At 49.8% G+C, this 15,009-nt stretch carries 10 protein-coding genes; 4 read left to right on the top strand and 6 right to left on the bottom strand.

Annotated features, from left to right (window positions below; translation table 11 throughout):
- Nucleotides 1–228 precede the first annotated feature (228 nt).
- Nucleotides 229–2,829 (top strand): tetratricopeptide repeat protein, encoded by a 2,601-nt coding sequence (locus EL628_RS06855; protein WP_126579223.1) that lies wholly within the window; start codon nucleotides 229–231, stop codon nucleotides 2,827–2,829.
- 53 nt (nucleotides 2,830–2,882) lie between these two features.
- Here EL628_RS06855 and EL628_RS29735 read toward each other — a convergent pair whose 3' ends face one another.
- Entirely contained in the window at nucleotides 2,883–3,053 is a 171-nt protein-coding gene (locus EL628_RS29735) for a hypothetical protein (RefSeq protein ID WP_161975314.1), read from the bottom strand.
- 2,032 nt (nucleotides 3,054–5,085) lie between these two features.
- On the opposite strand from EL628_RS29735, the gene EL628_RS06850 reads away from it, so the two are divergent.
- From EL628_RS06850 to EL628_RS06840, 3 genes are all read left to right on the top strand, one after another.
- Entirely contained in the window at nucleotides 5,086–6,507 is a 1,422-nt protein-coding gene (locus tag EL628_RS06850) for an MFS transporter (protein ID WP_126579222.1), read from the top strand.
- 39 nt (nucleotides 6,508–6,546) lie between these two features.
- Entirely contained in the window at nucleotides 6,547–7,323 is a 777-nt protein-coding gene (locus tag EL628_RS06845) for a hypothetical protein (RefSeq protein ID WP_126579221.1), read from the top strand.
- An 85-nt stretch (nucleotides 7,324–7,408) separates the two neighbouring features.
- Complete coding sequence (locus tag EL628_RS06840; RefSeq protein WP_126579220.1) at nucleotides 7,409–8,455, top strand: methyl-accepting chemotaxis protein; 1,047 nt, start codon at nucleotides 7,409–7,411, stop codon at nucleotides 8,453–8,455.
- Nucleotides 8,456–8,578: 123 nt separating this feature from the next.
- Here EL628_RS06840 and menE read toward each other — a convergent pair whose 3' ends face one another.
- The 5 genes from menE to menD form a co-directional block, all read right to left on the bottom strand.
- Nucleotides 8,579–10,144, bottom strand: coding sequence for an o-succinylbenzoate--CoA ligase (gene menE, locus EL628_RS06835; RefSeq protein WP_126579219.1), 1,566 nt, complete (start codon nucleotides 10,142–10,144; stop codon nucleotides 8,579–8,581).
- 8 nt (nucleotides 10,145–10,152) lie between these two features.
- Nucleotides 10,153–11,268, bottom strand: coding sequence for an o-succinylbenzoate synthase (menC, locus tag EL628_RS06830; protein WP_161975313.1), 1,116 nt, complete (start codon nucleotides 11,266–11,268; stop codon nucleotides 10,153–10,155).
- 140 nt (nucleotides 11,269–11,408) lie between these two features.
- Nucleotides 11,409–12,227 (bottom strand): 1,4-dihydroxy-2-naphthoyl-CoA synthase, encoded by an 819-nt coding sequence (gene menB, locus EL628_RS06825; protein WP_126579217.1) that lies wholly within the window; start codon nucleotides 12,225–12,227, stop codon nucleotides 11,409–11,411.
- Between the two features lie 116 nt (nucleotides 12,228–12,343).
- Complete coding sequence (gene menH, locus EL628_RS06820) at nucleotides 12,344–13,195, bottom strand: 2-succinyl-6-hydroxy-2,4-cyclohexadiene-1-carboxylate synthase (protein ID WP_218028878.1); 852 nt, start codon at nucleotides 13,193–13,195, stop codon at nucleotides 12,344–12,346.
- Between the two features lie 4 nt (nucleotides 13,196–13,199).
- A complete protein-coding gene (gene menD / locus EL628_RS06815; RefSeq protein WP_245994013.1) occupies nucleotides 13,200–15,008 on the bottom strand; it encodes a 2-succinyl-5-enolpyruvyl-6-hydroxy-3-cyclohexene-1-carboxylic-acid synthase in 1,809 nt (602 codons plus the stop codon).
- Nucleotide 15,009 lies beyond the last annotated feature (1 nt).

Below are 15,009 nucleotides of genomic sequence, written 5' to 3'. Positions count from 1 at the left end.
CAACACTGTATTATCCTAAAAGCTCGTTCACTCCATCGACAAGCTTCACTACAATGCTCTGAATAACAAAGCTATGATTTTTGATTAACTACTAGAATCTAGCATGTTTTCTATGCTAATTATGCCAGTAAATGGGGTATACTTTTAAGGACATTCGTTATCATTCACTTTATCAGTCTTACTTATCATCTTTATCATCTTATGCCACGGAAGGTTTGGTGACTGTGGATGCGTAATACAGAACTACCATCTCAACCTCGACTTCGCCTCGCCCAGGCGCGAATTGTCCGCAATTTATCTCAACAGGCCCTGGCTGACGCGATTGGGACCAATTATGTGAATGTGAGTCGTTGGGAACGTGGCATTACCAAGCCAAGCCCTTATTTTCGCACTCAGCTCTGTAAGTTCTTTGAGAAGAGTGAGGTTGAGCTGGATCTTGTTCCTGCATCTGCCGCTACGACTCCAGCCAGAGCAAATACCACAACCAGTCCAGATCACACTGAAAAAGCCGTTCCATCAGTTCCAACGCAGCCATCAGCCCTGTATGATCCTGCAATCCCACTCAAACCGGGCATCGATCTGGTGGGGCGCGAGCAGGATCTGTATCAGGTAAAGCAGCAGTTATGCGCTCCACAGCAAGTGGCAATGACAGCCCTCAATGGCTTACCCGGTGTTGGTAAGACCACACTGGCCATTACGCTGGCTCATGATCCACAGGTGCGTGATCACTTTCAAGATGGTATCCTCTGGGCTGGTCTGGGACCTCAACCCAATATTCTCGGTCTGCTGAGTCGTTGGGGCCACCTGCTAGGTATCTCGTCCAGTCAGATGGAGAAATTGAGTAGTACCGAGGCCTGGGCCAAGGCCATTCGCAATGCTATTGGGACACGCAAGATGCTCCTGGTCATCGATGATGCCTGGCAACTGGAAGAGGCTCTCACCTTTAAGGTTGGTGGACCGAACTGTGCTCATCTTGTCACCACACGCTTTCCATACATTGCTTCGCATATGTCGATCAATGGGACGATTCTTTTGCAAGAGCTTACAAAAGAGGCCAGTTTCAGATTGTTAGAGATGCTGGCACCTCAGGTCGTGACGCGCGAGATTCAGAAGGCCGAGACTCTCGTTCAGGCCGTAGGCGGACTCCCATTGGCTCTTACACTCATCGGTAACTATCTCCGCAAACAGGCCTATAGCGGGCAGTCCAGACGCATCAGTGCCGCCTTAGAGAAGCTTAATGATGCCGAAGTTCGGTTAGGCATTGAAGAGCCACACGTTCCCGCCGAGAGCCATCCCAGCCTGCCCATCGAGACCTCACTCTCTCTGCAATCTGTGATCAATGTCACTGATCAGCTACTCACTCCGGCCACCAGGACAACGCTCTATGCGCTCTCGATCTTCCCCTCCAAGCCAAAAACTTTCTCTGAAGAGGCGGCTCTGGTCATAGCTGCCTGCACCATTGATGAGCTTGATGCTCTTTCGGATGCGGGCCTGTTAGAATGCACTGGCGGAGATCGCTATACCCTCCACCAGGTCATTGCCGACTATGCCCGGGTCCACCTCAGCGATCCACATCCCATGCAAAGGCTGATCGATTATGTCGCCTCCCATGTCGAAGCACACAAAAAAGACTATGAGATCCTTGAACAGGATAACCATCTCATCGAAACCGCCCTCGAAGCTGCCCTCGTACAAGACAAACAGACTGAGCTAATTCAGATCACCAGCGCCTTTGCACCGTTTCTTATACTAAGAGGTTTTTATAGACAGGCCGAATACTATCTACAGAAAGCTCATGAGGCTGCCCTCCAGCAACAAGAGCCCAATGGCATCGCTGGTACCTTTCTTTACCTGGGCGAGGTCTCTCAAAAACAAGGTAACCTCGCCCAGGCCGAAAATTACTTCCAACAAGGCCTGGTCCTCGCTCGCCAGACTCAAAGTCAGGAACGTATCTGCACGCTCCTGAATGATCTAGGTTGGGTCAATTTAAAAAAAGGGGGCTTCGCACAAGCTGAGGCCTATCTACAAGAAGGGCTCGCTCTGGCGCGGCAAATTCAAGACCAAGAACAGATCTGTAGTCTCTTAAAAATATTAGGGTCTGTTGCAGCTGGACAGGGTATTTATGAGCAGTCAGAGAATTTCTTACGAGAAGGTTTAACAATTGCTAAACGAATTAACGATCGCGAACAAACCTGCGTTCTACTTATTAATTTAGGTGCAACCGTTGGAGGCCAGGGCAGGCATATAGAAGCAAAAGCCTATTACGAAGAAGGTCTAGAATTGGCTCGCCAACTTGGCTTAAGAGAACAAATCTGTGTCCTACTGATCAATCTAGGAGATATTGAGGCAGAAGAAAATCATTATAAGCAAGCGGAAGCGTATTTTAGAGAAGGTTTACGCTTGGCAGAACAGATAGAACATCGTGAATGGACAAGCGTTTTATTAATGAATTTAGGAATGATTTCACAAAAATCAAATGACTATGAACAAGCTGCTAATTACTTGCAACAGAGTCTTTCTTTAGCTCAAACAATTGGCAGGCCTCGTATAATTTGCATGGCTTTATATGAATTTGGACAACTTAATTTAGTGCAAAGGAAGCTTAATAATGCTAAGCACAATTTTGAGGAAATGCTAGAAAAGGTTCCATCTGGAGACCAAGAATCATTGGCATTGGCATATTACGGTCTATCAAGGACACTTGCCAAACTTGGAAACATCTTAGACGCGAAAAAATTTGGAGAAGAGAGCTATCGGACTTTTAAGGCAATGGGATATAATAAAGCTAAAGAACTGGAAAATTGGTTAGAAAACATAGAAAAGATTTAAAATTTTAGCCGAGTGGCTTATCGTCAATAGATAAAGCCACTCAATCTGAATAACTAGAAGTGCCACTGCACATCTGGAGTAACATGTGGTGTAGAAGTTGGAGTCACGCTGGGGCTAGTTGTGCCGGCGGCGTGGCTATTCACCAGGGGTGAGAGAACGATGACGGTTGCAATGACTAACAGGGCGATGATGGGAAGCAGCCAACGCAAGTACTGTTTACGCATGAGTTCGATTCCTTTCCTTCAAAAGTGGGAGGCGAGACCGCTTCCTGACGATAGTAAAGATCGTCTGGCCCGCTCTTCCCATACATTAACGGTGTAAGTTCAGTCAGGACGCCTTATTCTGCCTGGTAGTAACCTTTTCCTGATTGGGACTCGCTACAGCCCTGATCAGGGGGCTCTACCGCGCTCTGGTGAGGGGAAACGAGTCGGTTCTGGCCTCGGAGCCCTCTGTTACTCCGCGCCTGGTAGAGTCTCGGCTCTACCTCCTCGTGTCCGCGCTCGCTATGATCGGTCTCTCTGCGCACACATCCAACATTAAAATGGCGCGTACCGATCTATCGATCAAATAGTTACTGGAAGACAAGGCCGAACCCATGCATTCGTTCGTGCTCCTCTGTCCCCCCCTACCAATGAGACTTCTACCTGTACGTCGCTGTACCGCTTCTACTCATCCTTCTCATATTCTCTAAAACACTAAGTCAGCGAAATAAAGAAAGAATTGAAGGCTAGTAGTACTAATCACCAGTTGCGATCATTGCCACTAGAAGTCTTATACCACAATTAGTAGATATCATCAGTAGCTACAAACCGTATAGTATAAGATTTTTTTCAGATCATCATCTTTGCCTCAACTCTTCAAAAAAAAGTACTATCTCTCCATGCTCTCTTTTATCAATCTGTATAGAATGGCTCTACAGGCCGATGTAAGCACTATACCAGACAGCTAAACAGACCAGAAAGGAGGCGTTTTCTCCAAAAAGTTGACGATTGAAAAATATTAAAATTTTATTAAGATGACAAAACATCGCAAAAATTTGGGACGTCATGCCATGCGTAACCCTATCCACTCCCATTGTACAGGTCTCTCCTCGTGCCAGAAAAGATATTTCAGAATTAAAATTTATGTGATTAAGAAAAATTCTTATACACACAATTGATGATAACAAGCAGGGCGTCTCCTTTCTCCATCGTGAAGCTCCGCTATGCCAGTCTCACCATTGTGTCCTTTCCCGTTGAGCTATGGAGGTGGGACCATGGTGGAGGGGGAACGGAGGAAAGAGACAAGCTACTTTCCCTACTTTACAGTGTTTTATGTTTGTAAAGGTGCACTATGCCACAATACAAGTAGGGAAGGTCGCTTGTCTCCTTCCACATCTCGAAGCTCCACCATGGTAGCACCCCCATAACATCCTTCCCCATTGTCCATTGTCCACTCGAGCTATGGAGGGGCTCGCATGGTGGAGGGGGAACAGAGGAAAGAGACAAGCGACTTTCCCTACTTTACAGTGTTTTATGTTTGTAAAGGTGCACTATGCCACAATACAAGTAGGGAAGGTCGCTTGTCTCCTTCCACATCTCGAAGCTCCACCATGCCAGCACCCCCATAACATTGTTTCCAATTGAGCTATGGAGGGGCTCACAGAGCGGAGGGGGAACGGAGGAAAGAGACAAGCGACTTTCCCTACTTGGCATTGCATGATATGTTTTTTCTCTCATAAGATAACAAAAAAAGGAGGAGAGAGCTGCTCGTCTCCTTCTTCATGGTCTCTCGCTATGGTCTCTCGCTGAGGAGAAAATGTGGGAAGAAAAGAAGTGCATCATTCGTTGAACGTTAGCAGAACAAAGAGAGTTGAAGAAGACTGGCCATCATGAATGGACATTCACCATCTGGAGTGAAAAATGGCCCTTTTTTAGAAGAGCTAATGTTGCATATATATATCTGCATACCGATTCAATTTCTTTATATTCTTCATAAAAGAGAAGGACTAATTTCCTTTATATTCAAACGAATTATAGTGATGATATTGTATTTAATATTTTATTGTGGTAAAAATAGAGCAAGTGAACTTTTATTTATACACATTCGGCTGTGTTTTATGGAAGAGGGCTGTGCGCTACTAGCGGTTTAGCATTTTTTTCGATTACGCATTATACATCGGCTGCTTGATGGCAGCATTTTTGTATATGTCATCTGGTTACACTATAGAGTTACCATGTAGAGTTACCATATAGAAAGGATTCTTGTAGAAACGTTATGGATTATCATTCGTCATCTTCCACGACGCTCCCGTCTTCTCATGATGAGCTCTCTTCTGCTACCGCTCTGGTGGCTCGCCTTGAACGCCTCCCTTTCTTTGCTTTTCATCGGCGCTTGCTGATCTGGCTGGGACTGGGGCTCTTCTTTGTGGCCTTTAATACGCTGGTCGTCTCCTTTACGATTACGGCTACTGGATCAGCCTTCCAATTTGATCCTAATAAGAATGCTCCTGCCGCTGGCACGTTGATTGCCCTGGGCTTCCTGGCGCAGGGGGCAGGTGCAGTGGCCGCCGGGGTACTGGCTGAGTACTATGGTCGCAAACGGCTGGCGGTGGCGGCGTTGCTGCTCTCAGGCATAGGAATTATTGCGGCCTTCTCATGGTCGCTACCATCCTTAATTATTTTTCATACACTACAAGATCTAGGAATTGGTGCTTTCCTTCCGCTAGCACTAACCTGGTTTGTAGAGTATGTTCCTGCGCAGTCACGAGGCAAGACAGCTATCCTGCTAGCTACTTTCTATATCTGGGGCGACTTCCTTCTCCCTGTGCTCTCAACACGTGCTACGGCTCTCTTCGGAGCCGATGGCTGGCGAGCACTCTTTGTCTTTGGGGGGGCTGCACCCGTTCTCTGCGCACTTGCGATCTGGTTCTTGCTGCCGGAATCGGTTCGCTGGCTGGTTAACAAGGGAGACGAGGGGCAGGCTCAGCAGCTTATTACAAAGCTTGAAGCAGAGGCCGAAAAACGCAAGATCACGCTTGCCGATCCTGCGACAACTCGCTATTCGGCTGATACTCATCCCACACGACTGGGTGAGCTCTTCTCATCAACATATCGACGCTCAACAATCGTGAGTTGGACGCAGTGGTTTGTATGCTATTTTATTGCAACGGCCTTCTCAAACGGGCTTCCAACTCTCTTCGTTGCGATTGGCTATCAAAAAATATCGCTTCTGCTGATTATTGCCTATGGAACAGCCTCGCTGTTGATGACCTATGGGCTGGCCTTTATCTGGAAGCGCAGTGGTGCGCGCAGATTCTTTTTGAGTGGCAATTATCTCTCTTTCATCAGCGCTGTGATCGGGGCTATTCTGGTGGGTATCTTCCATCTACACAATGGTCTGCTCTTTATTGCCGATACGTTCACTGCGCTTGGTGCTTTTGTCTCAGTTGCTGGCCTCTATCTCTATACGGCCGAGCTCTTTCCCACGCGTATACGCGCCTGGGCACTCTCAACTAGCCGTGGTATGCAGTGTTTAGCTACTCTCATTGCACCATTCTTGACAGCTTACCTAATCGCTACGTTCGGTCTGATCAGCATTTTCGTGCTCTTTGGCACTCTGACTTGCGTTGGATTGCTGGTTTTCTGGCGCTATGGACGTGAGACGCGCCAGGAGATACTGGAAGAGCTGGCCAGCTAGGAAATCCATAAAGAAGAGTAAAGGGTGTGGGAGATTTCTATGTATGAGATCGAGATAGAGACGCTTCTCTATATACTGGGTGGAAGAAGCGGTCTGCTGACTGCAAATATTCACTCTCTGCCAGGCTGCAAGGGACGCTGCCAGGCTACTATCCAGCTATTAAGAGGGAAAATTACCGCTTGCACCGTTGTCGATAGCCGTGGGCAAATGATAAGCGGACAACCAGCATTTGGGCTCTTACAGCAAAAGGTCTTTACATGGACATACACAGAACAGGCTATACCCAGTCAACCTATCCCCCCACTCTCCGATTTCTCGGGCCAATCATCTTCAGCCGGGCCCTCGCCTCAGTACGAGCAGGCAAAGCAGAACTATTCGCCATATGCTACCGATAGAGCTGGCTCACAACAACCATTTCCAGACGAGCAATTGGGCGGGGCAGCTCCATCTCCCAACAAACCTGGGCCATCTCTCCCCGCCAGACCACGACAAACATTTCCAGGTGAGCGATCAGGAGGGCCATCTCAGGCAGATAAACCTGGATCATCTCCACGCCCATCGCAGCCGTTGAATCCAGAGAGGCCTTTACCACCTCTTCCGTTGCCCTTTCAGGAGATGATCAAGGCTGTTCCTAAACGGGCAATACAGCCTACTGCGCAGTTTGTCCAATCCTGGACACATGCACAGCGCTCGATCTTTCGTCTGGTAGATGGCAAGCGCTCTCTAGAGACGATCGCTCAGATTCTTAATCAAGATCTAGAAAAAGTTCTTCCAGTTGTTGTGGATATGTTGAAAATTGGATGGTTGACGTTGTAACGATATCTGTTACAACCCGTAGGGCGTATCCTACAACTGGTGTATGAAACAGACCTCTGTTGTAGAGAAGGGATTGCTATATTTCATGCAAAATTTTGAACAATCAATCACACCCAGAGAACAGGATGTCTGGTCCGAAAAAGTCTTGCCGCGCCGACAGGAGGTAGAGGCTGAACATCCAGGTTGGCTCAACTGGTGGTTTCGCTTCACTATGCCTAAAACGCCAACTGCTCATGCCTCTCTAGAGAAGCGTGAGGCCTATCGTCGGGCGCGGCTTGTAAGCTGGATGCTTCTATTACTTGTTGCTTTTTCTGCCCCTTCCATTGTCGTTTCGCTCCTTCATCCCTCGACATTCGCACTGGTACTGTTTGGAAGCATTGCCTTTTTCGTTGGCCTGACTTTGATCCTTAATCGGCTGGGGCTCTTAGCCGTTGCAGGGTGTATTATAGTGGGCCTCTATACTGTTGGCATGGCGATCTCTTATCTGGCACTTCCACACGGTGTCGATATTTCTAATGTCATTGGCTATGATATGCTTCTCATTGGACTCCTGCTGGCCGTTGCCTTCTTTCCACCCTGGAGCGTCTTTCCAATTGCTCTCTTCAATAGTGCTTTTATCTATCTGGACTATAGCTATGAACGCCATACACCACAGGTCGATCAGTTTATTGCTCAACATGGCTTTTCTATTGGTATTGAACGATCAATCGGGCTCCAGATTATCGCGGCCATCGTTCTCTATTTATGGTCTTCCAGCGCCAATCGGGCGCTCCGACGAGCAGATCGAGCCGAGGTGATTGCACGCTTACAGCATGATCTGGCTGAGAAAGATCGTGATGCTGCGCTCCAAAAAGAACGCCTTGATTACAGTATTCAGACCATTGTGGAGGTGCTCACTCACTATTCCAATGGTGATTCCAATGCTCGCATCCCACTTACACAGGATAATACGCTCTGGCATATTGGTGGCGCAATCAATAATCTCTTGGGAAGAGTGCAACGACTCCGAACGCTTGAGGCTGAGGTAGAAAAAGCTCGTCAGCTTCAACACTATGCTCGCCAACTTGAACGAGACAATGCGGCTCTGCGTGCGAATCAAGCCAATCCATCAAGTGGACCACTCTCAAGATAAGCTACGTACAAGCCATTTACCAGACACGCGGCCAGTCTCCAAATTGCTGGAGACTGGCCGCGCTGTAGAACAATCTAAGTTCATAGAGAGGGGCGATGTATTTGATACGATAGACACCAACAATTACGATGATGAGGGTGGCCGCAACTTGTTTAATTCGCGGCGCAGAAGTTTACCGGAGGCGTTACGTGGTAGCGGTCCAACAATATACAGAGCACGTGGGACTTTATAGCGAGCCAGGCGCTGTTCTGTATAGGCCAGAAGCTGCTCGGCTGTAGCAACACTTTGAGCCTGCAAATGCACAAAGGCGATAGGGATCTGCCCCCATCGGGTATCCGCTTGCCCACAGACTCCCGCCTCCTGGACGTCTGGATGTGCAAGGAGCGCTGCCTCGATCTCTGCTGGATAAATATTCTCTCCCCCTGAGATGATAAGATCACTCCGACGATCCAACACATACAGATACCCCTCTTCATCGAGATAGCCAATATCACCTGTCGAAAGCCAGCCATCGACAATGGCTTGAGCGGTAGCCTCGGGACGATGATCGTAGCCAGGGGTAATACCTGGTCCCTTAAGACAGATAATGCCTGGCTCATTAGGGGCAGCCACTTGTCCTTCATTGCGAATACTGAGCTGTACTGGCAGTAAGGGACGGCCCGCCGACCCAAGCTTACGGAGAGCATCGCCGGGCGCAAGCGTGACCGCCTGAGAAGCGGATTCAGTGAGCCCATAGGTCTGTACAACAGGTATCTTTCGGGATGCACAATCCTCTAATAAGGGGCGTGGAGCCGGTCCACCACCCAGTAATACGCAGCGAAGAGCTTCTGGATAGCGCCCTCCAGGCTCTCGTGTATCCAGTTCAGCGAGCATCCGCTGCAACATAATTGCAACCACCGAGATAATCGTGACCTTTTCATCGATAAGGGTCTGATTGACTACTGCAGGCTCAAATTTCTCCTGAAGAATCACACTGATACCATTGATCACACTACGCATCAGGATTGACAGACCCCCAACGTGAAAGAGCGGCATACAGGCCAGCCAGATATCATCCAGTTGATGGCCAAGATTAAGGGCGGAGCCAACGGCATTCCACCAGTGCATCCCATAGGTCAGTACAACTCCCTTGGGCGTTCCCGTTGTACCAGAGGTATACATGATGGCCTGGGTGTCCGCCAGGTTGATAGTCCAGTTTAGCGGTGCAACTGACTGGACCGGTCTCACAGAGAATGGTAATTGCTGATCAACAAGGGGGGTGAGTCCAACTTCTGGTGATGGATGATGAAGAAGGCCCAACGGGAGGTCAGGCAGCAGTTGCGCAAGCTGACGGGCCAGATCTTGATGGGCCAGATCGCTAAGAAGAGCTATGGCCTGCACATCTCGTAACTGCCAGCTAAGTTCTTGTGCCGTCAGCCTTAGATTAAGAGGCACAAGGATAGCCTTCAGGCGCATCAGGGCATGCACACAGGCGACATAAGGGAGGCCACTGCCCGTGAGGACAGCAATACGGCTCTGAGCGCCAATTCCGGCCAGCGCAAACTTTTCTGCCAGAAGGGTTGCCTGACGATCCAGTTCGCTAAAGGTCCAGCGCAGTCCATTGCAAGCAATAGCCAGATGTTGCGGTCGATTTTCAGCACTACGAGCCAGCCAATTTGATAAGATGGTCGATGAATCGGTTGTATTCATGGCATCTCTCATCTGTAATACTTCTGTAGAGCAACGCGATCCAGGGTAACCCCCAGGCCCGCTGCATCTGGAACGAAAAAGTTGCCGCCTGAAATAACTGGTGTCTCAACGATAAGATCATCAGCCAGAAGATTGAGCGTTGCGAGACCACATTCCAGCGTTATCTGCGGCGTGGCGGCTGCAAGATGGAGGGCGGCCATAATTCCAATCCCACTCTCAATACTGCTGGTAATCACACATTGTACGCCGCGAGCACTGGCCTCTTGAATGATCTGTTGACTACTGCGAATTCCACCCGCCAGTTGTGGCTTAATGATCAGGATATCAGCCGCCTGCATCGACAGGACACGATGGGCACTGGCAAGATCTGAGACCGCTTCATCAGCAGCGATCGGGATAGGAACAGAGAGCCGCAGCGCTCTCATTCCTGCAAGATCCTCGGCTTTGATTGGCTGCTCGATATACTGAATATCATAGCGGGCGCAGGCCATAAGAAAGGATTGTGTATGAGCGATATCCCAGGCTTCATTTGCATCTAACCGAAGTTTAATTTCAGATCCAATCGCTGCCCTTACCGCAGCAATACGCTTAAGATCTATCTTTGGCTCATGACCAACCTTTAATTTTAGGCACTGAAAGCCTGCCTCAACGGCCATCTGCGCTTGCTGAACCGTCTCTTCAAGGCTCTGAGCTCCAATGACGGTGTTAACCGCAACAGAGGATCGTGGCTCCGCGCCTAATAGACTACTGAGCGAACGCTGTTGCACATGCGCTGATGCGTCCAGAAGCGCCACTTCCAGCCCGAACAGGGTCGAACCAGATAATGGCGTCTGATACAGCAGATGTAATGCCTCCTGTAGCGAGCATCCTTTCATCTGTTCGAGAAACTGAGGCAAGGGCTGAAGAGCCTCATCCAGGTTCTCACCACGAAAACCCGGCAGAGGCGCAATCTCACCAAGTCCCGTCTGCCCTGCAGCAGTCTGTAGCTCAATAATAGCCCCTGTACGTCCAAACAAGGAGCCATGCGCTGTACGAAAACCGGTTGGAACAGGTATCTGATAGGGCCAGCATTGAAGCTGGGAGATCCTAGTAGCTGCATCACCAGACGATGTCTCTCTATTCAATCGCGCATCCTCCACAGCAAGTTCCAATATGCCTGAATAAATGAACCAGGATAGCTTGCTTGACTCAAAATGGTCTCTTTGTTCTGATACCTATCAACAGCTATCCTGGCAACCCTGGCTGGGCTCTTCTGCCACAGCGCTTAGGGGAGGCGAGGGAATTTTGAGAAATCTGGTTTGCGCTTCTCGAGGAAGGCGTTCTTGCCCTCTTTCCCCTCTTCGGTCATGTAATAGAGCATAGTGGCGTCGCCAGCCAGTGCCTGAATACCAGCCAGACCATCGGTATCGGCATTAAAGGCGGCCTTGAGAAAACGAAGGGCAATGGGGCTTTTCTCCAGGATCTCTTGTGCCCATTGAATGGTCTCTTCTTCCAACTGTGCCAGCGGCACAACTTTATTGACCAGCCCCATATCTAAGGCTTCCTGAGCATCATACTGGCGGCAGAGATACCAGATCTCGCGGGCTTTCTTATGACCAACAACGCGAGCAAGATAGGTTGCACCCCAGCCTGCATCAAAGCTTCCAACGCGTGGGCCTGTCTGACCAAAGCGTGCATTGTCTGCGGCAATCGAGAGATCACAGAGCAGGTGAAGCACATGCCCACCACCGATAGCATAACCAGCGACCATCGCAATCACAGGTTTCGGAATATATTTAATGATCTTCTGTAGCTCAAGTACGTTAAGACGCGGCACCCCATCAGTACCAACGTAGCCACCTTCTCCACGCACCCGCTGATCTCCTCCAGAACAGAAGGCCAGCTCTCCCTGACCAGTGAGAATAATCACACCAACCTCTTGATCATCGCGACAGAGGTTAAAGGCCTCAATAAGCTCGTCCACTGTCTGCGGGCGAAAAGCATTACGTACCTCTGGCCGATTGATCGTAATCTTGGCCATGCCTTCGTACTTCTCAAAAATAATATCGGTATACTCTTTTACTTGTTGCCATGCTACTGACATTAGCTGTGCTCCTTATACAATAGCGCTCATTTGGTATGAAGCGCAAATATCACAAGACAAGACAAGACATGTATCTGCATTTCATCTCTGCCGTCGGCAGACATGTGCTGGTTCTATCATAGCACTGATTGACAGAACGCCTGCACATGGATAAGAAACGCTGCTGGCTGCTCGAGATGAATCGTATGACCAGCCTCTGGGATGATCTGTAACTGTGCATGCGGCAGGCTTTGTGCCATCTGACGAGCAATGCCGCAGAACTTCTGATCCAGAGCTCCTGCTAACAGGAGTACTGGAAGATCGAGCGTTGCTAGCTCCATATGGAGGGCTGGTTGTGCTCCTGTGCCAATGCCGCGCAGACTATTGGCAAGCCCGACAGCACGATTTTGCATCCGCTGCGCATGAAGCCTCTCTCTAATAGCTGGTGAAAGGTGCTGCTGCGTGGCAAAGAGAGGAAGCCGCTCCCAATCCTCAACAAAGCGAGCAACTCCATCTTTTTCTATCCGTCCGGCAAGCGCTTCATCGCTCGCTCGACGCTCCTCTCGCTCGACTGCGGTGGACAAGCCAGGGGAGGCGCTTTCAAGAATCAGAGCGCGAAAGTATCCCGACAATGCACATCCCAATGCGATACGCCCTCCCATCGAATAGCCCAGCAGGATTGCTGTTCCCGCCTGAACACCGAGCTGTTGCAAAGCCAGGAGCACGTCCGTCCGCACATGATGCATTTGATAGCGCTCAGGATCGTCCGGGGCAGAAGATCGGCCATGTCCCAACATATCCAGAGCAATAACCCGCAGACCAGACTGCATCAGTGGCGAGAAAAAAGGCAGCCAGTTGTTGGCGCTACCTGTAAAGCCATGGAGCAGGACGATTGTTCCTCGCTCTGTCCCTATGCTCGCTTGCTGAAGAACGCTCAGCTCAGTTCCATTTATTGATAGCAATTCGTGCTGTGGTTCAGTTAGCTTCACGTTTTTAGCTCTCCTGTTGCAGCTCCGATTCTAGTGCTCGCCAGAGCTGACGATGCAAACTCACATTGCTGGCACGATCGGTCTGTAGCTCCAAAACTTGCAGCCCCTGCTCCTGAAGCGCAGTACGAAAGCTGTGGCGGAAAGAGCTCCAATCGGTAATGCGTTGAAAACGGCCACCATACATCTGTACAACAGGTGCAAAATCGAGGCCAGTGGGTGTGCCAAACAATTGCTCAAAATGTTCGGGATGCTCTGCTTGCGGCAAGAAGGAAAAGATTCCGCCACCATCATTATTGATCAGGACGATAATCAGATGAAGCTGATGCAGGCGAGCGGCTAAGAGTCCGTTGAGATCGTGGAAGAAAGAGAGATCACCAATCACCAGGACTGTTGGCTCTTTTTGAGCAGAACTGACTCCAAGAGCACTCGAGACAACTCCATCAATACCATTGGCACCACGATTGCCCAGAACGCGTACAGGATGAGCCACATTCCAGAAAAATGTATCGAGATCGCGCACAGGCATACTATTACCAGCAAAAAGCGTTGCGCCCTCTGGTAAGAGCGAGGCCAGTTCACGAAAGACGCGGCCCTCAAAGAGCGGGGTAAAATCCTCAATCACCCGATGGAGCGTCTGACGCGTCACCTGCTCAATCTTCAGCCAGCTCTGGAGCCAGCGATTGACCACTGGTTGATCGCCAAGCGTTTGCAGGAGCTCCCGACAGAAACTGGCGGGATCAGTATGCAGCATCTCTTCAGCCAGTTGCGTTGGTTCTTCCCAGCCAGATTGCCCATCCACCACAATCTGTGGACAATGAGCATACTTTTTCAGATAGAGCAGTAAGGGCTTGGCAACGGGCATTGCTCCAAAGCGGAGAACCAGCTCAGGCTCATGGGTATCTGTAAAAGAATCCAGACGTAGAAAAGCATCATAGCTTGCGATAATGGGGCTCTGCTCAGGTGTCCCTGAGCGTAGCTGCGACAATGGATCGGCCAGAAGCGGATAGCCGAGGCGAGCCGCAAGCTGAAGCAAGGGCTGCGTAAGCTCGGGTTGCACAATCGGGCCAACAACAATCAAACCTCTTTGAGAGCTTTGCATCTGGTCTGCTAACCGCGCAATAGTCTCAGCCGAAACTGAGCCTAGGGGAGCATCAGAGACAGCAATATAGGGAGCATTCTCTGAACGGCCCCCCCAGGCGAGTGGATCGCGCAGTGAAGAAGCTAGCAGAGGTTGATCAGCCTGAGGATTGGGCGTGAGGGGCTCACGAAAAGGGAAATTAAGATGCACAGGACCTGCAGGTACAGCCGTCGTCAATGCAACCGAACGATTTGCAAGCGTCCGAATATAGCGAAGTGCCGGATTGGAAGCTTCCGGAAGAGCCACCTCAGCAAACCATTTCACATGGGTGCCATAAAGCCGGTTCTGGTCAATCGCCTGTGGAGCACCACAATCACGTAGCTCATGTGGTCGATCAGCAGTCAGCACCAGCAAAGGGATATGTGTCAGATGTGCTTCTGCGATGGCAGGAAAGAAATTTGCAGCGGCAGTCCCCGACGTACAGAGCAGCGCAACAGGCTGTTGGAGCCGTTTAGCCATCCCTAGCGCAAAAAAAGCTGCGGAGCGTTCATCGACATGCATCCAGACGCGAATAGCAGGCTGTTCAGCCAGCACAAGCGCCAGCGGCGTTGAACGAGAGCCTGGACAGATCACAACATGATGCAGACCGGCTCGCTGCAACTCATCCACAAATGCAGCAACATACACATAGGTAGGATTGGCGGGATTGCCGTCGGTAATTGCCATCTGGGACATC

Source organism: Tengunoibacter tsumagoiensis (assembly GCF_003967535.1).
In the GTDB taxonomy this organism is placed as follows: Bacteria; Chloroflexota; Ktedonobacteria; order Ktedonobacterales; family Ktedonobacteraceae; genus Tengunoibacter; species Tengunoibacter tsumagoiensis.
Note: the sequence above shows the minus strand (reverse complement) of the source record. Positions and strands in the feature narration are given on the sequence as shown.